Here is a 17,836-nt window from a genome sequence, read left to right on the forward strand (position 1 = left end):
TTAATCTACGCGTTCACTTTGTGCCCGTACCCCAAAAGGGAACGACACGCTAAACGGGTCTGGCCTATCAAGCCGGGCAGCATTTCCCTCACTCAAGGGGAAATCCCTTCTCGAATCCCGATTTCAGCAGTGTGGTACTACCCTAAATGAAAGTTTTAAAAGGCCAGGATATCCTGGCGCTTGGCTTTATGACGTTTGCGCTTTTTGTGGGCGCTGGCAATATCATCTTCCCGCCCATCGTCGGTCTGCAGTCCGGGCCGCATGTGTGGATGGCCGCTCTGGGCTTCCTGGTAACGGCTGTGGGCCTGCCGGTCATCACCGTGGTCGCACTGGCCAAGGTCGGTGGTGGCATGGATGCGCTCAGCAGCCCGATCGGCAAGTTCTTCGGCGGCCTGTTGGCGGCGGTATGCTACCTGTCGGTCGGCCCGCTGTTCGCAACCCCGCGCACCGCGACCGTGTCGTTCGAAGTGGGTGTGGCACCGCTCACCGGTGAAAGCCCGTTGGCGTTGTTCCTCTACAGCCTGGTGTACTTCATCGTGGTACTGGCGGTGTCCATGTACCCGGGCAAGTTGCTCGATACCGTGGGCCGTTTCCTCGCGCCGCTGAAGATTATCGCCCTGGCGGTACTTGGTATCGCGGCGTTCGCGCTGCCGGCCGGCACCATTGGTGAAGCACAGCCTGCCTATGCAGCTGCGGCCTTCTCCAAAGGCTTCTCCGATGGCTACCTGACAATGGACACCCTGGGTGCGCTGGTCTTCGGTATCGTGATCGTCAATGCCATCCGTTCGCGGGGTGTCGAGTCGCCGAAGCTGATCACCCGCTATGCCATCATTGCCGGCCTGATTGCCGGTGTAGGCCTGGCGCTGGTCTACATCAGCCTGTTCCGCCTGGGAGCCAGCAGCCATGATATCGCGGCTGGCGCCACCAACGGTGCAGCGGTATTGCACGCCTACGTACAGCACACCTTCGGTTCGCTTGGCAGCGGTTTCCTGGCGGTACTGATCGCGCTGGCCTGCCTGGTTACTGCCGTAGGCCTGACTTGCGCATGCGCCGAGTACTTCAGCCAGATCCTGCCGCTGTCGTACCGTGCGCTGGTGGTGATCCTGGCGGGCTTCTCGCTGCTGATTTCCAACCTGGGCCTGACCAAGCTGATCATGTTCTCGATCCCGGTGCTGACCGCCATCTACCCACCGTGCATCGTGGTGGTAGGGCTGAGCTTCGTCAAAGACCTGTGGAATTCGCCAACACGTATCCTGGCGCCGGTCATGCTGGTGTCGCTGTTGTTCGGCATGGTTGACGCGATCAAGGGCAGCAGCATTGCCCACGTGCTGCCGGACTTCATGGCCCACCTGCCGCTGAGCGATCAGGGCCTGGCCTGGCTGGTGCCGTCGGTGGTGACACTGATGGCGGCTGTGGCGTGCGACCGCATGCTTGGCAAGCCGCGCGAAGCGCTGGCCTGATAGGTTGACGCCTGCCGTTGGCACCGGCCACAAGCCGTAGGGTGCCCGCGAAGGCCGATACACCAAACCCCGCATCCTCAAGGGTGCGGGGTTTTTTATTGCGCCGATGTGCCTTTGCGTGCTTGCAAGCGTCGAAATGCGGTCCCTATCCTTGTCTGCCCTGGCCTTCGGGAAAACTGCATGAATTTCATCCAAAGCAACCTTCACAACGTGTTGGCCCTCTGCTGGTTCGCCCTTTGCTGGGGCGGCTATACCCGCTATGCCATCTGGAAGGGCCGCGACACTGCCTGCTTGGCCAGTGTGCTGCATCTGTACCGGGAAGACTGGATGCGCCGCATGCTGCTGCGCGACAACCGCATCGCCGATGCCAGTGTAATTGGCAATCTGGAGCGCAACGCGTCGTTCTTTGCCTCCAGTACCCTGATCATTCTGGCCGGCATCCTGACTGTTCTGGGGGCCACTGACCGCGCCCTGTCGCTGCTGGCCGACCTGCCTCTGGTGCAGCAGGCCTCGCAAGGCATGTCGGAAATCAAGCTGCTTTGCCTGGCGATGGTTTTCGTCTATGCGTTCTTTACGTTCAGCTGGTGCATGCGCCAGTACAACTTCGCAGCAGTGCTGGTGGGGTCTGCGCCCATGATAGGCGAGCGGCTGGTCAGTGAGCTTGAGCGCAAGGCTTTCGCTTCGCGGGCGGCGAGGGTGTTGTCGCTGGCGGCCAATCAGTTCAACTTTGGCTTGCGGTCTTATTACTTCGGCATGGCCATGCTCACCTGGTTCATCAGCCCGTGGTTGTTCATGGTCGTGAGTGTAGGAGTGGTATTGATCCTGTATCGCCGGGAGTTCCACTCCGATGTGCTGGAAGTGATGGTGTTCACGCCAACGGAAAGTGCGCCTACCGAGACCAGCAAGGAAGGCCTCGGTACAAACACATGAAACGTTTAACCTATAACTGGCAGGCACAAAAAAACCCGACAATGTCGGGTTTTTTTGTGCGTCGCGATTACTGCTTGGCAGGCTCAGCCGGTGCAGTAGCCGGAGTTGCCGGAGCGGCTTCTTCAGCAGCCTTCTGCTCGGCTTCAGCCTGATCTTTGGCAGCTTCGGCGTTTTCCTCGGCGGCGTCGTTCATTTTATCCTGAGCTTCGCCCATTTTTTCCTGGGCTTGCTCGGCATGTTCCTGTGCGTCTTGGGCTTTGTCTTCGCTCGCTTTATCGCAAGCAGCCAGGCCCATGGCAGCAGCCAGCATCAGAGCAAAAGCAAATGGTTTACGCATTGGGTGTTTCTCCTTGGTGGAATAAGTGACTTGTTCCTTCGAGTTCAGCCATGCGGCAATAGTTCCGTATCAGTTACAGATATATAACACCGCATCGCGGATAGACTTTTTATCACACTTATGCAGATGTCGCAGGCGCCAGTGGCTGTGAAGAGGAGTGTACCGATGACCGATTCAAGCTTGATGGCCATGGCCGAGCGTTTCTTGTCGGCACTGAAACATTGTCAAGTGTTGCAAATGCGCGTGGAGCATGCGGACGCCGATGGCATGACGCTGCTCTTGCCCTGGTCGCCAGCCATCGTTGGCAACCCGCAGACCGGCGCAGTGCATGGTGGTGCCCTGACCACGCTGATGGACACCACCTGCGGGATGGCCACCCTTTGCGTGCTGCCGAGCTTTGAAGTATGTCCAACGCTGGACCTTCGTATCGACTACATGCATCCGGCAGAGGCGGGAAAGCCCATCTATGGTCATGCCCAGTGCTATCGGGTCACCCGAGACGTGATTTTCACCCGTGGCATGGCCTATCAGGACGACCCCGCCCAGCCGATCTGCCAGGTTGTCGGTACCTTCATGCGCCTGGGGCAGGAGGTCAAGGGCGGCATCCGGTTCGGCAAGGGGCTGAAGGAGGGCGGGGCATGATTCCACAAGACGTACGTCGACAGCTCAACGCGGCGCATGCCGTGGGCGATTACCAGCCATTGCTGGCGTTGATACCCTACGCCAGCCTGATCGGCATCACCTGTGAGCGCCAGGGCGATGACCTGCTGTTCCGCTTGCCGGCCAGCCCGGACAACATCGGCAACCCGTTGCTGCCGGCCATTCATGGCGGTGTGATTGCTGGGTTCATGGAGCTTTCTGCCGCCTTGTATCTGCTGATCTACAGCGAGAGCGCCAGCATCCCCAAGATCATCGATTTTTCCATCGACTACCTGCGCGCCGGGCTCTTTCGCGACACTTACGCGCAGTGCCAGCTCTGGCGCCAAGGCCGGCGGGTGACCAATGTGGCGATCACCGCCTGGCAGGGCGATCGACAATCGCCGATCGCCACTGCCCGTGCGCATTTCAAGATTGAGCCCCAAAAGCCCTTGAAATCGTCGGGGCTGCCCCCATCTGCATGACATCCGCCGTTAATGCATGCCGATTCGGCTGCCGGCGCCCACTGCCATCAGATCGGAGTTTTGAAGACCATGAGTGTGGAAACACAAAAGGAAACCCTGGGCTTCCAGACCGAGGTAAAGCAGCTGCTGCACCTCATGATTCACTCGCTGTACTCGAACAAGGAAATCTTCCTGCGTGAGCTGATTTCCAACGCTTCCGACGCCGCCGACAAGCTGCGTTTCGAAGCCCTGGCCAAGCCAGAGCTGTTCGAAAACGACGCCGACCTGAAAATCCGCCTGAGTTTCGACAAGGACGCCGGTACCGTGACCCTCGAGGACAACGGCATCGGCATGAGCCGCGAAGATGTGATCACTCACCTGGGTACCATCGCCAAGTCCGGCACGGCCGACTTCATGAAGAACCTCACCGGTGACCAGAAGAAGGATTCGCACCTGATCGGCCAGTTCGGTGTGGGCTTCTACTCTGCCTTCATCGTGGCCGACAAGGTCGACGTGTTCAGCCGTCGCGCCGGCCAGCCGGCTGCCGAGGGCGTGCACTGGTCGTCCAAGGGCGAGGGCGACTTCGAAGTTTCCACCGTCGAAAAACCACAGCGCGGTACCCGTATTGTCCTGCACCTGAAGAAGGACGAGCAGGAATTCGCCGATGGCTGGCGCCTGCGTAACGTGGTCAAGAAGTACTCCGATCACATTGCCCTGCCGATCCAGCTGCCCAAAGAGCAGGCGGCGGCCGAAGGTGAAGAGCAGCCGGCCGAAGAATGGGAAACCGTCAACCGCGCCAGTGCCCTGTGGACCCGCCCGCGTACCGAAATCAAGGACGAGGAATACCAGGAGTTCTACAAGCACATCGGCCATGACTTCGAAAACCCGCTGGCCTGGAGCCACAACAAGGTCGAAGGCAAGCTCGAATACAACTCGCTGCTGTACGTGCCGGCCCGCGCGCCGTTCGATCTGTACCAGCGTGAAGCGCCGCGCGGCTTGAAGCTGTATGTGCAGCGCGTGTTCATCATGGACCAGGCCGAGTCGTTCCTGCCGCTGTACCTGCGCTTCATCAAGGGTGTGGTCGACTCCAATGACCTGTCCCTGAACGTCTCCCGCGAGATCCTGCAAAAGGATCCGATCATCGATTCGATGAAAACTGCGCTGACCAAGCGTGTGCTGGACATGCTGGAGAAGCTGGCGAAGAACGAGCCTGAGCAGTACAAGGGCTTCTGGAAGAACTTTGGTCAGGTGCTGAAGGAAGGCCCGGCCGAAGACTTCGCCAACAAGGAGAAGATCGCCGGCTTGCTGCGCTTTGCCTCCACCCATGACGAGAGCGGCGAGCAGAGCGTCTCCCTGGCCGATTACCTGGCGCGCGCCAAGGAAGGCCAGGACAAGGTCTACTACCTCACCGGCGAGTCGTACGCGCAGGTCAAGAACAGCCCGCACCTGGAAGTCTTCCGCAAGAAAGGCATCGAAGTGCTGCTGCTGACCGATCGCATCGACGAGTGGCTGATGAGCTACCTCAACGAGTTCGACGGCAAGGCCTTCGTCGATGTCGCGCGTGGCGACCTGGACCTGGGCAAGCTGGACTCCGAAGAGGACAAGAAGGCCCAGGAAGAAGTCGCCAAGGAAAAAGAAGGCCTGGTCGAGCGCTTGAAATCTGCGCTGGGTGAGAGCGTCGCCGAAGTGCGTGTGTCGCACCGCCTGACCGATTCGCCGGCAATCCTGGCCATCGGTGAGCAGGACCTGGGCCTGCAGATGCGCCAGATCCTCGAAGCCAGCGGGCAGAAGGTGCCGGACTCCAAGCCGATCTTCGAATTCAACCCGACTCATCCGCTGATTGAAAAGCTGGACAACGAGCAGAGTGAAGACCGCTTTGCCGAACTGTCGCACATCCTCTTCGATCAGGCGGCCCTGGCGGCCGGTGACAGCTTGAAGGATCCGGCGGCGTACGTTCGTCGTCTGAACAAGCTGTTGGTCGAGCTGTCTGCTTGAGTTGATGCATCGATAAGCCCGCTTCGGCGGGCTTTTTTAATGGTGAATGCCCAAGGAGTGCTTGATGAGCAAGGTAATCGTCGAATCGCTGGTTTATCACCTGTCCGGCAAGGCCTATGAAAGCCGTCTGGTGTATGAGCCAGGTGCGTTGGGGCGACCGGGCCTGGTGATGGCGCCGAACTGGATGGGCATTGGCGAAGGTGCCGAGCGCATCGCCAAGGAAGTGGCCGAAAAAGGCTATGTGGTGCTGATTGCCGACCTGTACGGGCAATCGGTGCGTCCGTCCAATGCTGACGAAGCCGGGGCGGCGATGATGCCGTTGAAGAATGACCGTGGCGAATTGCGCAAGCGCATGAAGGAGGCGTTGGCGCAGCTGGTGGCACAGTCGAAGGCGTTACTGGAGCCTGGCAAGGTAGCAACCTTCGGCTTCTGCTTTGGCGGCTGCTGCGCCCTGGAGCTGGCCCGTACCGGTGCAGACCTGAAGGCTGCGGTGTCGTTCCATGGCACGCTGGATACCCCGAACCCTGAAGATGCCAAGCACATCAAGGGCTCGGTGCTGGTGCTGCACGGCGCATCCGACCCCCTGGTGCCGAGGGAGCAGCTGCCGGCCTTCGAGGAAGAGATGAATGCGGCCAAGGTGGATTGGCAGCTGCTGAGCTATGGCGGCGCGGTGCACTCGTTCACCGACCCGAATGCCAATGTGCCGGGCAAGATGCAGTATGACCGCAGGACCTCGGAGCGGGCGTTCCGCTCGATGCACAATTTGCTCACTGAAGTGTTCCAGCGCTGACGGTGCAGTGGGGCTGCTACGCAGCCCATCGCTGGCAAGCCAGCTCCCACTTGAGGTGTTGCCCCCGAGAGCGGCGCGGTCCCGGTGGGAGCCGGCTTGCCGGCGATGGGCCGCAAAGCGGCCCCACTTTAACGCGGTAGCTCGATCCGCGAAGTCTCCCCCGGCACCACCGGCCAATCGCCGGCAGCCCATTTCGCCCGGGCGTGTTCGATCAGTTGCGGATCACTGGCCACGAAATTCCAGTTCATCCGCCGTGGCCCATCCAGTGGCTCGCCGCCGATCAATACCAGCTGGCATTCACCCTCGGCATACAAGGCAATCTCTTCGCCCTCAGGCAGCACCACCAAGCTGCACGCCTCGACTTCCTCATCATTCATCATCAGCTCGCCGTCGAGCAGATACAGCGCCCGTTGCGCATGCTCATCAGGTACCACCAGCGTGGTCGCCGATTGCATCTGCACATGCGCGTAAAGGGTAGGGGAGAGGACTGGCACCGGCGATTCCAGGCAGAAACCGCTACCTGCAATCATGCAGATGCGTACCCCCAGGTTATCGCTCACTGGCAGGCTGGCCGCGGCGTGATGGCTATAGCTCGGTGCGCCTTGCTCGAGCGCGCGGGGCGACGCCAGCCACACCTGCAGCCCATGCAGGCGCGAACCGTGTGCCAACGCATCGACCGGGGTGCGTTCGACATGCGCCACGCCGCTGCCGGCCGTCATCCAGCTCACATCGCCAGGCAACACGCGCTGATTGGAGCCCAGGCTGTCCTTGTGCAGGATCGCCCCTTCGAACAGGTAGGTCAGCGTCGACAGGCCGATATGCGGGTGCTGGCGAATATCCATGCCGTGGCCCGGCGCATAGTCGGTCTCGAGCATGTGGTCGAAGAACACGAACGGGCCGACGCTGCGGCACTGCGCCGACGGCAGTGGGCGCAGGATCGGTTGGCCCTCGACCGACTCGGCGCGCGGGCGGATCACCAATGGGCTGCTCATGCTGTGCTCCAGGCGGCGGGAAATAGCACCAGCATAGCGGTTTGCCGTGCATGGCTGAACCGCTGGCTTGGCCGCCAGGTCTACTCTGTTCATACACAGAGAAGGATGCTGCCCATGATCGCCAGAGCGCTGGCCTGCCTGCTGTTGAGCGCAACGTTGTGCCAGGCGGCACAGGCGCGTGATTACCGCTACAGTGACGCCCACCTGCACTATGTGGACTTCTTTCAAGAGACCGAGGGTATGGCTGCCCTGATCAAGGCCATGGATCAAGCGGGTGTCGACCACTCGATGATTTCTGGCATTCCGGTGGCCAAGAAATGGCACGAGGATGAGCCCAAGCGGCCGCGCTATTACGCCGGTGACGATGCCGACGCCTACTGGTACAGCGCCACCGATACCTACGTGGCGGCGGCGCTGCAGAAGCTGCCGGCCGAGCAGCGCAAGCGTTTTCATCCTTTCCTGACCGGTTTCAATCCGGTAGACAAGAATGCGGTCAGCCATATCGAGCGCATGCTCGATCTCTACCCTGGCCTCTGGCAGGGCATAGGTGAAGTATTTACCCGGCACGACGACCTTACTGCGCTGACCAGCGGTGATACGCCGCGCGCCAACAACGAGGCGATGACCCGTATCTATCACCTGGCAGCCGAACGCGACATGCCGGTACTGCTGCATTCGAACATCACCTCCAAGCGTGAGCGCAACCCGCTTTACCTGGCCGAGATCGAGGAACCTCTGCGCAATCATCCGCATACCCGGTTCATCTGGGCGCACGCGGGCACGAGCATGGAGATTCATCGGCATCAGACGCAGATGGACTTTCTATTGCCGGTGCTGACGCGCCTGCTCAACGACTACCCGAACCTTTACATCGACTTGTCGTGGACTGTGCTCGAGCCCTACCTGCTGGATGACAAGGGTGTGCCGCGCAAGGAGTGGCTGGCGCTGGTCGAGCGCTTCGCGCAGCGGTTCATGCTTGGGTCTGATGTGGTGGGCAAGTTTGGCAGCGTGGGGGAGCAGATGCACAGCTTCAAGCCGTTTCTGGATGCCTTGCCGGAGGGGGTGGCGAAGCAGGTGGCGCGGGACAACTTCCTGGCGGTCTTGCCCAAGGCTCGCTGACGGTCTGCCCGAACGCTACGCGGCACAGGCAAACACAAAAGAAAACGCCCCGAACCAGTCGGGGCGTTTTCATTTACCGCATCAAGGCATTACTTGCCAGTCCAGCGCTTGAGCACCAGGGTGGCGTTGGTGCCGCCAAAGCCGAAGCTGTTGCTCATGACCGTATCGATCTTGGCGTTTTCTTCGGTTTTGCGCAGGATCGGCAGGTCAGCGACTTCCGGGTCCAGCTCGTCGATGTTGGCGGAGCCGGCGATGAAGTTGTTCTCCATCATCAGCAGGCAGTAGATCGCCTCGTGGACGCCGGCAGCACCCAGCGAGTGGCCCGACAGGCTCTTGGTCGAGCTGATCTTCGGTGCCTTGTCGCCGAACACGGCGCGAACACCTTTGATTTCGGCAACGTCGCCGACCGGAGTCGAGGTGCCATGGGTGTTCAGGTAGTCGATTGGGGTGTCGACAGTGGCCAGTGCTTGCTGCATGCAGCGAATGGCACCTTCACCGCTTGGGGCAACCATGTCGTAGCCGTCGGACGTAGCGCCGTAGCCGACGATTTCGGCGTAGATCTTGGCGCCACGGGCGAGGGCGTGTTCCAGTTCCTCGACCACGACCATACCGCCACCGCCAGCGATGACGAAGCCATCACGGTCGGCGTCGTAAGCGCGCGAAGCCAGTTCCGGAGTATCGTTGCGCTTGGTCGACAAGGCGCCCATGGCATCGAACAGGAACGACTGGCTCCAGTGCTCTTCTTCACCGCCACCGGCGAAGACGATGTCCTGCTTGCCCCACTGGATCTGCTCCAGGGCGGTGCCGATGCAGTGTGCCGAGGTGGCACAGGCCGACGAGATCGAGTAGTTCAGGCCCTTGATCTTGAACGGGGTGGCCAGGCACGCCGAAACGGTGCTGCCCATGGTGCGGGTGACGCGGTAGGGGCCGACACGCTTGACGCCTTTCTCGCGCAGGGTGTCCAGCGCTTCCATCTGGTTCAGGGTCGAGGCGCCGCCGGAGCCAGCCACCAGGCCGGTACGCGGGTTGGAAACCTGCTCTTCGGTCAGGCCGGCGTCCTTGATCGCGTCCTGCATCGCCAGGTAGGCATACGCCGCAGCGTGGCCGACGAAGCGGTAGACCTTGCGGTCGATCAGTTCTTCGAGGTTGAGGTCGATGGAGCCGGAAACCTGGCTACGCAGCCCCTGTTCCTTGTATTCCGGGTTGTAACGGATACCCGGACGGCTGTTGCGCAGGTTTTCGGTGACGGTAGCTTTGTCATTGCCCAGGCACGATACGATGCCCAGACCAGTGATAACGACGCGGCGCATGCGAATAACCCTTAGAAATTGTCAGTGGAGGTGAACACGCCGACCCGCAGGGCTTCGGCAGTGTAGATCTCGCGGCCGTCAACGCTGACCGAGCCATCGGCGATGGCCATGTTCAGCTTGCCCTTCAGGACGCGCTTGATGTGAATGTTGTAGGTGACTTTCTTGGCAGTAGGCAATACCTGGCCAAAGAATTTCACTTCACCCGAGCCCAGGGCGCGGCCACGGCCAGGCAGGCCCTGCCAGCCCAGGAAGAAGCCAACCAACTGCCACATGGCGTCAAGGCCCAGGCAGCCCGGCATTACCGGGTCGCCTTCGAAGTGGCAGGCGAAGAACCACAGGTCCGGGGTGATATCCAGCTCGGCGACCAATTCACCTTTGCCGTACTTGCCGCCTTCTTCGCTGATATGGGTGATGCGATCGACCATCAGCATGTTCGGCGCGGGCAGTTGCGCATTACCTGGGCCGAACAGCTCACCGCGACTGCAGCGCAGCAGGTCTTCCCGAGTAAAGGCGTGTTGTTTGGTCATGCGAGCTCCTCAATAACCCCCTGTGGCAGGGGATGAATCTTCCCGGCCAACCCGGCATCAGTCCGGGCGGCAGCCTACAGGTAGACTATTGCGTTGTGGTGAAAGTCACAGCGCACCTGGCGAAAGAAGTACAGGTGTGCACTGAAACGTCTATTTTCAGGGCCGATGAAGGTCCTGTCCAGTCCTTAAGACTGCCGCACTTTAGCATTTATCGCCAGTCGCGGCTGTCCGGCCGGGTAACCAGCGTTGCAACACCTGCTGCAGGTCAGTGCGGCGCAACGGTTTGCTCAGGTAATCGTCCATGCCGGCGGCCATGCAACGTTCCCGGTCACCCTGCAGGGCGTTGGCGGTCAAGGCGATGATCGGCAACTGGCCGCCGTTGGGCAGCAGGCGTATGCGTCGGGTGGCTTCATAACCATCGACCTGCGGCAGGCGGCAGTCCATCAGGATGGCAGCAAAGTGCTGCTGGCTGACCTTTTCCACGGCCTGGATGCCGTCATGGGCCACGCTGACCTCCAGCCCCAAGCTGCGCAACATGGCTTCGATGACGCTCTGATTGACCGGGTTGTCCTCCACCAGCAGGATCCGTTCGCCTTTGGCGAGCGGTGTGTGAGCCGCCAGCGCGCCGGGCAATGTCGCAGGCGCAGGGCTCGCCAGGGCTAGCGGCATTTCCAGGGTGAAGGTCGAGCCCAGCCCTTCGTGGCTTTCGCCACGCAGCTTGCCGCCCATGCGTTCAGCAAGGGTGCGAGCGATGGACAGCCCCAGGCCAGTACCGCCATAGCGCCGGGAAATCGAGCTGTCGGCCTGCTGGAAGGCGACGAACATCATTTCCAGGCGTTCGCTGTCGATGCCGATGCCTGTGTCGCGCACGCTGCACGTGAACCACAGCGTCTGACGATCGAGCGCCTGCCAACGCGCTTCGACCTGCACCTGGCCGCGTTCAGTGAACTTCAGGGCATTGCCGACCAGGTTGAGGAGGATCTGGCGGATGCGCGTCGGGTCGCCCACCACCTGCAGCCGCTCGCTCTGGGCCGGTAATTGCAGTTGCAGATCCAGGCCCCGTTGTTGTGCGCTGTGCTGGAAGGACTGCACGCTGCTGGCGATCAGCTCGCCGAGATTGAAGTCGATATGCTCCAGTTGCAGCGTGGTGCGTTCGATCCGTGAGAAATCGAGAATGTCGTTGATCACCTTGAGCAAGTGCCCGGTGGATTCGCTGGCCACAGCCGTGTACTCGGCCTGCTCGCTGGTCAACTGGGTGGTTTCGAGCAGCTGCAGCATGCCCAGCACGCCATTCATGGGGGTGCGCAGCTCGTGGCTCATCATCGCGAGGAATTCCGACTTGGCGCCGTTGGCCTGCTCGGCCTCCTCGCGGGCCTGGATCAACTGGGCAATGGCCTGTTTCTGTTCGGCGCTGGCCTGTTCCAGTGCGCTGGCCAGGTTGTTGATGTGGCGTGCCAGGTGGCCCAGCTCGCTGTCGTCGACCACCGGCAGCGGGGTGTTGTAGTCACCTTGCTGGATGGCCTTGACCGCATGGCCCATGTCGCTGATCGGCTTTGCGAGGCTCATGGCCAGGCGCCGTGCGAGCAGGAAGGTGAACAACAGGGCGAACAGCGCCAGGATGCCAGCCTTGATAACGATCTCCTGTTGGCGCTGGCTGAAGGCGTCGTCCGACATGCCGACGATCACCCGCCCCAGATAATCGTCCCCGATCGCCGGCGACGGCGCTTTGCCCTGCTGCAGGAAGTCGTTGTCCAGGCGTATTTGCTGAAGCCGGATCGGCGCCTGGAACACCTCCACGCGTTGTGCCCGGTTAGCGCTCTCGTCTGACTGCTCGACGTACACCAGGATGTGGTTGCGGCTGTCCTGCACTTCCAGAAAGCGCACGTGGGGGATGCTCAGGGTGGCGCGCATCAGGCCTTCGAGCACTTCGTTGTTACCCGAGATCACACCGTACTCGGACGCTGGAGCCAACTGATTGGCGATCAGCTGACCGGTATGGTTGAGCTCCTGGCGCAAGTCCTGGATGCGCACGAAGGTGAAGAAGCTGATCAGCAGCAATGTCAGCAGCAGCGCAGGGCCCAGGCTTATGATCTGCGTACGGGTGTGGATATCCCAGCTCAGGCGTCTAGTCATGGGGTGGGTTCTCCTTCAGCCAAAACCTTGGCAGTGGCGTTCGGATCGATCGGTTCAAGGCCCAGGGCGCGAGCCACCTGCTGGTTGCCGCTGACCCCGAAACGTGCGGGGTAGAGGCTGCGCGGCCATTGCGCTGGCGGGCGGTCGAGCAGTTGGTCGAGCACCGCCAGCCAGTCCTCCTGGTCGCTGTAGGTACTGGCCAGGGCACCGGCGCGGACGAAACCGGCGTTCGGGCCGATCAGCGCCATCTGCCGGCCGTAGGTGCTGAGCAGCAGGTTCTTGGCGGTCTTGGAGTTGTAAAGGTCGGGGTCTTCCAGGCCCAGTAGCACGTCGCTATTGCCCAACAGATCCAGCAGCGGCCGGCTGTCGCGCGGGTCCGGCCATTGCTGGGCGACGATTTCCAGCCCCAGTGGCCGGGCTGCCTGGCGTAGTTCATCAAGCAGAAAATGGCTGTGTTCTGCGTACAGCACGCCGATGCGTTGGGCCTGCGGCAACAGGTAGCGGGCCAGGCGCAACTGGCGGGCCAGGGGCGGGTCACTCCACAGCAGCGTCAGGTACGCCGGTCGCGACTTTCCCAGGCGCTGCTCGGCCTGCACGCGGCTGATGCGCATGGCCAGGGCCGCCGGCCCTTTGCTTTCGGCCAGGCGCCACTCCAGTGCGGCGCTGTCAAGCAGCACCAGGCGCAGGTCGGCCTTGAGCTTGCCTGGGCGCGGCAGTTCGGCGACGGTCTGAAACCGTACCTGATCTTGGTTGCGGCGGCTTTCGAGGGCCGCGACAAAGCTACGGATGCCGGGCTGTTCCTCGCCACCGACCAACAGGATTTCGCTGGCGGACAGCGAGCCTAATGGCCAAAGGCAGAACACCAGCAGGCGCAGCAGGCGGGCCATCAGAACTCCAGCTCCGCGCTGACGCTCAGGCGGTGACGGCTGTCATAGCGGTTCTGGAGGGTGGTGGTCGGCTCGTCGTCCAGGCGCTGCTGCCACAACGCAGCCAGCTCAAGGGTGCTGCCCTCGATCCGAAAGCGTTTGGCCAGACGCAGGTCGAGGCGCTCGTAGCGATACTGGTTAAGGGCATCGTCGCCGTAGTAGAACAGCGCACTGGACCAGCCATCACCCCATTCGCGCATCCAGCCCGCCGAGCCGCTGTTGCGGGCGGTGTTGGCGCTGTCGGCGGGGTTGCTGGCCCAGGCATCGACATAGGCATATGTGAAACGCAGGCGGTCGCGCCGGGTAGGGCGCCAGTCCAGCTGTGCCTCGCTGCCGCTGAATCGGGCCTTGTTGGCGTTACTGGCGATGTACTGGTTGTTCCTCAGGGGCTCGCTGATCATTCCGGTGATCTCGTCGTAGAACAGTTTCACATCCATGTTCAGGTCGATAGCAGTGAACTGGCCGTTGTAGCCCAGCTCGCGTGAACGCATGCGTTCCTGGTCGAGGTCGCCCGGGCCGCGGGTCTTGACGAAATACTCGCCGTTCTGCTGGCCGAACGCAGTAGGGGTCAGGTTCTTGACCGTGTAGCTCCAGTTGACGTTGTTTTCGAACATGTCCGGCGAGCGCACTGCCTCGGAGTACACCGCACGCAAGCCGTGGCGCGGGGTGATCAGGTAGTTGACTGCCATGCGCGGGGAAAGCGAGCTGCCGGACAGTTGCGAGTCTTCGAACATCGCGCCGCCCTGCAGGATCCAATGATCGTCCGCGCGCCACTCCAACTGGCTGAAGAGGCGCCAGGTCTGATCGTCCAGGCCGCCGTCGAAATACGTCTGTGAGTCGGCGCGGTCATAACGGTAGTTCATGCCGCTGAGCAGGCGCAGGTTGTCGGTCAGGCTCAGGGTATCCTGGATTTCCAGGTCGTAGCGGGTTTCACGGGTGCTCTGGTCGACATCGCCGCACACCACGTTGCTGCCGCCCTGGTTGTTCCACTGGTCCTTGATGGCATCGACCAGCGCCTGCTCTTCGGGGTTGCTGCTGTTGGGCGGGTTGTTGGCGCCGCGGGCGACCTGCTCGGCAAAATTCGGGTTGAGCTGCCACAGCCGGGTCAGTTCCGGGCTGAACGACAGCGCTGCGTCGCAGGCGCGCCAGACCTGCTGGCGGTCGAAGTGCTGGGCCGAGCCCTGCACGTACAGGCTGTGGTCAGGGTTGAAGTCGATGTTCCAGCGCACGGAGCCTGCGTAGTCCTTGGCGTTGACGTCGGCGTTGTTGCCGCTTTCGGTGACGAAGGGGAATACGGGCTGGTAGGTATAGGGCCGCTGGTTGCTGCCCTCTTTGGCTGCCAGTTGCCATTCCAGGGTCTGATTTGTCGCGAGGCTATGGCTGACGCTGAGGTTGAAGCGGTTCAGGCGGCGGCTGTCGCGGTAATCCTGGCCAAACTGGTTTTCATCGAAGCCGTCATCTTTCTGGCCCGACACCGACAGGCGCAGATCACCGCCGTCCCAGCCGAAGCCGTGGCTGAGGTAGTAGTCATCGATGCCATCCTGGCCGCGGGTCAGCTTCATGCGCGTGCCATGGCTGTCCGCCGGATTGCGGGTGAGAATGTTGACCACCGCCATCAGTGCATTGGCGCCGTAGCTGACGGTGTTGGGGCCGCGGAATACCTCGATGCGTTCGATGTCCTCCAGCGCCACCGGGATGTCGCTCCAGTCCACCGTGGCCAGGCCCGCACGGTACACCGAGCGGCCGTCGATCAGCACCTGCATGCGCCGGGCTTCGTTGACGTTGGTGCCGTGGTAATTGACGGTTGGCTGGTTGCCGGCGCCGTAGCCGATCATCATCCCCGGCACCAGGCGCAGCAGTTCGGGGATGTCGCGGGCGCCGCTGGCACGGATCAGTTCGCTGTCGAGCACGGTCATGCTGCCCGGCACGGCGGCCGGGGATTGTTTCAGCCGCGTGGCGGTCAGAACCTGTGGCAGGTCGGCGTTGTCGATGAACAGGTCGTCGGCCACGGCCGGGCTGCCGAGCAAGGCAGTCAGCAGCAACAGGCGAGGGTAGGGAGGCGTGCCATGGAACACGATACGGCCTTGTATCAGAGTTGAAACAGGCATGTTAACTGACCATGGGGGTTTTGCCAGCCACAGGCTGCAAGCTGCAAGCTACAAGAAAACCTTGTGGCCAATGAGGGCGCTGTGTCTTGCAGCTTGCAGCTTGCAGCTTGCCGTATAATGGCCCGGTCGCCACTTAACTTATGGCTTTAACGGATTGAATATGACTGAACAGCAACCTGTTGCAGTTCTGGGAGGCGGCAGCTTCGGCACCGCCGTGGCGAACCTGCTGGCGCAGAACGGCGTGCCGGTACGCCAATGGATGCGTGACCCTGAGCAGGCCGAGGCCATGCGCGTCAATCGCGAGAACCCGCGCTACCTCAAAGGCATCCGTCTGCATGACGGCGTCGAGCCGGTCAACGACCTGCTGGCCACGTTGCACTACAGCGACCTGATCTTCGTCGCGCTGCCCTCCAGCGCCTTGCGCAGCGTTTTGGCCCCGCATGCCGCGCTGCTGCGCGGCAAATGCCTGGTCAGCCTGACCAAAGGCATCGAAGCGCAGAGCTTCAAGCTGATGAGCCAGATCCTCGAAGAGATCGCGCCCGATGCGCGAATCGGTGTGTTGTCCGGGCCAAACCTGGCCCGCGAGATCGCTGAGCATGCGCTCACCGCTACCGTGGTCGCCAGTGAAGATGAAGACCTCTGCCAGCGCGTGCAGGCGGTATTGCACGGGAGTACCTTCCGGGTCTACGCCAGCAGCGACCGCTTCGGTGTCGAGCTGGGTGGGGCTCTGAAGAACGTCTATGCGATCATTGCTGGCATGGCCGTGGCGCTGGGCATGGGCGAAAACACCAAGAGCATGCTGATTACCCGTGCGCTGGCCGAAATGACTCGTTTCGCCGTGAGCCAGGGCGCCAACCCCATGACCTTCCTCGGCCTTGCCGGGGTCGGCGACCTGATCGTCACCTGTTCTTCGCCCAAGAGCCGCAACTACCAGGTCGGTCACGCCCTGGGCCAGGGCTTGACGCTGGAGCAGGCGGTCAGTCGCCTGGGCGAGGTGGCCGAAGGGGTCAATACCCTCAAGGTGCTCAAGGCCAAGGCTGAAGAGGTCCAGGTCTACATGCCGCTGGTAGCAGGGCTGCATGCCATCCTCTTCGAAGGCCGCACGCTGAACCAGGTGATCGAGCGCCTGATGCGCGCCGAGCCCAAGACCGACGTCGACTTCATTTCCATCAGCGGTTTCAACTGAGCCTTTAGCGGCTTTGAACAGAACAAGGAGCGACACATGAACGATACCCCTGAGCGCGCCCAGCGCGAGTCGATCATCCTGCGCGTGCTGTGGATGCTGGTGTTTCTGGTGGTGTGGCAACTGGCCGAGCTGCTGCTCGGCGGCCTGGTGCTGGTGCAGCTCATCTACCGTCTGATCTACGGCGCGCCGAGCGCCAGCCTGATGAACTTCGGCGACAGCTTGAGCCAGTACCTGGCGCAGATCGGTCGCTTTGGCACCTTCCATACCGACAGCAAGCCGTGGCCTTTCGCAGACTGGCCCACGCCGCGTGCGCCGGAAGGCGAAGCGCCGCATGCCGTTGCCCCTGCACCCCACCCGGTGCGCGACGAGGAGCCCAAACTGTGAAGCTGTGGGTATTGCGCCACGGTGAGGCAGAGCCCAGGGCCAACACCGACGCCGAGCGGCGCCTGACTGCCCACGGCCGCGAGCAGGTGCTGCACAGTGCTGCGCATCTGCTCGGCCAGCCGCTGCAGGCCATCATTGCCAGCCCCTACGTGCGTGCTCAACAAACGGCCGCCCTGGTGCATGACACCCTCGGTTTCGCCGAGCCGGTGCGCACCGTGCCCTGGCTGACGCCCGACAGCAATGTGCAGGAGGTGATCGCTGAACTCGAACGCCTGGGGCTTGAGCACGTATTGCTGGTCAGCCACCAGCCGTTGGTGGGTGCGCTGGTCGGCATGCTGGAGCATGGCCACGCGCAACAGCCTGCGCCTTTGAGCACCGCCAGCCTGGCGCAGCTTGAAGGCGACTGGCCGCTGGCGGGGCTGATGACCCTGCAGGCCCTGCAGCACGCCCCTTGAGTGGTCGGCAACGGGCGTTTGCGCCTGTTGCCGTGCCCCAGCCGATTACTCGCAGCCCGGCTTCGTCAGCGCCTGGTGACCTGA

At 62.0% G+C, this 17,836-nt stretch carries 17 protein-coding genes; 10 read left to right on the forward strand and 7 right to left on the reverse strand.

The window, feature by feature from the left end; translation table 11 throughout:
* Positions 1-146 precede the first annotated feature (146 nt).
* On the forward strand, positions 147-1,460 hold the full coding sequence (brnQ, locus tag ACMGGN_RS05185) for a branched-chain amino acid transport system II carrier protein (RefSeq protein ID WP_046785248.1): 1,314 nt from the start codon (positions 147-149) through the stop codon (positions 1,458-1,460).
* Positions 1,461-1,640: 180 nt separating this feature from the next.
* Positions 1,641-2,390 carry a DUF599 domain-containing protein gene (locus ACMGGN_RS05190; RefSeq protein WP_119687484.1) on the forward strand — a complete coding sequence of 250 codons (750 nt, stop codon included), beginning with the start codon at positions 1,641-1,643 and terminating at the stop codon, positions 2,388-2,390.
* Positions 2,391-2,457: 67 nt separating this feature from the next.
* On the opposite strand, the gene ACMGGN_RS05195 is transcribed toward ACMGGN_RS05190, so the two are convergent.
* On the reverse strand, positions 2,458-2,727 hold the full coding sequence (locus ACMGGN_RS05195; RefSeq protein ID WP_012315342.1) for a hypothetical protein: 270 nt from the start codon (positions 2,725-2,727) through the stop codon (positions 2,458-2,460).
* Between the two features lie 165 nt (positions 2,728-2,892).
* On the opposite strand from ACMGGN_RS05195, the gene ACMGGN_RS05200 reads away from it, so the two are divergent.
* The 4 genes from ACMGGN_RS05200 to ACMGGN_RS05215 all read left to right on the forward strand — a co-directional run bounded on the left by ACMGGN_RS05200 (position 2,893) and on the right by ACMGGN_RS05215 (position 6,612).
* Positions 2,893-3,369 carry a PaaI family thioesterase gene (locus ACMGGN_RS05200; RefSeq protein WP_174142476.1) on the forward strand — a complete coding sequence of 159 codons (477 nt, stop codon included), beginning with the start codon at positions 2,893-2,895 and terminating at the stop codon, positions 3,367-3,369.
* Entirely contained in the window at positions 3,366-3,848 is a 483-nt protein-coding gene (locus ACMGGN_RS05205) for a PaaI family thioesterase (protein WP_115274283.1), read from the forward strand. Before ACMGGN_RS05200 ends, ACMGGN_RS05205 begins: the two co-directional genes overlap by 4 nt.
* A 69-nt stretch (positions 3,849-3,917) precedes the next feature.
* Positions 3,918-5,822, forward strand: a complete 1,905-nt coding sequence (gene htpG / locus ACMGGN_RS05210) for a molecular chaperone HtpG (protein WP_046785421.1) — start codon at positions 3,918-3,920, stop codon at positions 5,820-5,822.
* 64 nt (positions 5,823-5,886) lie between these two features.
* Complete coding sequence (locus tag ACMGGN_RS05215; protein WP_281869532.1) at positions 5,887-6,612, forward strand: dienelactone hydrolase family protein; 726 nt, start codon at positions 5,887-5,889, stop codon at positions 6,610-6,612.
* Positions 6,613-6,740: 128 nt separating this feature from the next.
* On the opposite strand, the gene ACMGGN_RS05220 is transcribed toward ACMGGN_RS05215, so the two are convergent.
* The gene (locus ACMGGN_RS05220) at positions 6,741-7,604 is read right to left on the reverse strand and encodes a pirin family protein (protein ID WP_046785243.1); all 864 of its coding nucleotides are present in this window, start codon (positions 7,602-7,604) and stop codon (positions 6,741-6,743) included.
* Between the two features lie 114 nt (positions 7,605-7,718).
* On the opposite strand from ACMGGN_RS05220, the gene ACMGGN_RS05225 reads away from it, so the two are divergent.
* Complete coding sequence (locus tag ACMGGN_RS05225) at positions 7,719-8,723, forward strand: amidohydrolase family protein (protein ID WP_115274286.1); 1,005 nt, start codon at positions 7,719-7,721, stop codon at positions 8,721-8,723.
* Positions 8,724-8,812: 89 nt separating this feature from the next.
* On the opposite strand, the gene fabB is transcribed toward ACMGGN_RS05225, so the two are convergent.
* From fabB to ACMGGN_RS05250, 5 genes are all read right to left on the reverse strand, one after another.
* The gene (fabB, locus tag ACMGGN_RS05230) at positions 8,813-10,033 is read right to left on the reverse strand and encodes a beta-ketoacyl-ACP synthase I (RefSeq protein ID WP_012315335.1); all 1,221 of its coding nucleotides are present in this window, start codon (positions 10,031-10,033) and stop codon (positions 8,813-8,815) included.
* Between the two features lie 11 nt (positions 10,034-10,044).
* Positions 10,045-10,560 (reverse strand): 3-hydroxyacyl-[acyl-carrier-protein] dehydratase FabA, encoded by a 516-nt coding sequence (fabA, locus tag ACMGGN_RS05235; protein WP_012315334.1) that lies wholly within the window; start codon positions 10,558-10,560, stop codon positions 10,045-10,047.
* 201 nt (positions 10,561-10,761) lie between these two features.
* Positions 10,762-12,693, reverse strand: coding sequence for an ATP-binding protein (locus ACMGGN_RS05240; protein WP_046785241.1), 1,932 nt, complete (start codon positions 12,691-12,693; stop codon positions 10,762-10,764).
* Positions 12,690-13,580 carry an ABC transporter substrate-binding protein gene (locus ACMGGN_RS05245; RefSeq protein WP_115274287.1) on the reverse strand — a complete coding sequence of 297 codons (891 nt, stop codon included), beginning with the start codon at positions 13,578-13,580 and terminating at the stop codon, positions 12,690-12,692. The genes ACMGGN_RS05240 and ACMGGN_RS05245 overlap by 4 nt, the downstream gene beginning before the upstream one ends.
* Positions 13,580-15,727 (reverse strand): TonB-dependent receptor plug domain-containing protein, encoded by a 2,148-nt coding sequence (locus ACMGGN_RS05250; protein ID WP_414156506.1) that lies wholly within the window; start codon positions 15,725-15,727, stop codon positions 13,580-13,582. The genes ACMGGN_RS05245 and ACMGGN_RS05250 overlap by 1 nt, the downstream gene beginning before the upstream one ends.
* Positions 15,728-15,887: 160 nt before the next feature.
* On the opposite strand from ACMGGN_RS05250, the gene ACMGGN_RS05255 reads away from it, so the two are divergent.
* From ACMGGN_RS05255 to sixA, 3 genes are read left to right on the forward strand one after another with little or no spacing between them, the layout of a single operon-like run.
* A complete protein-coding gene (locus ACMGGN_RS05255; RefSeq protein ID WP_046785238.1) occupies positions 15,888-16,913 on the forward strand; it encodes an NAD(P)H-dependent glycerol-3-phosphate dehydrogenase in 1,026 nt (341 codons plus the stop codon).
* A gap of 36 nt (positions 16,914-16,949) precedes the next feature.
* A complete protein-coding gene (locus ACMGGN_RS05260; RefSeq protein WP_046785237.1) occupies positions 16,950-17,297 on the forward strand; it encodes a DUF4389 domain-containing protein in 348 nt (115 codons plus the stop codon).
* On the forward strand, positions 17,294-17,752 hold the full coding sequence (sixA, locus tag ACMGGN_RS05265) for a phosphohistidine phosphatase SixA (protein ID WP_046785236.1): 459 nt from the start codon (positions 17,294-17,296) through the stop codon (positions 17,750-17,752). The genes ACMGGN_RS05260 and sixA overlap by 4 nt, the downstream gene beginning before the upstream one ends.
* Positions 17,753-17,836: the final 84 nt, after the last annotated feature.

The sequence above is a fragment of the Pseudomonas sp. BNK-30 genome (assembly GCF_047456185.1).
Classification (GTDB): domain Bacteria; phylum Pseudomonadota; class Gammaproteobacteria; order Pseudomonadales; family Pseudomonadaceae; genus Aquipseudomonas; species Aquipseudomonas putida_E.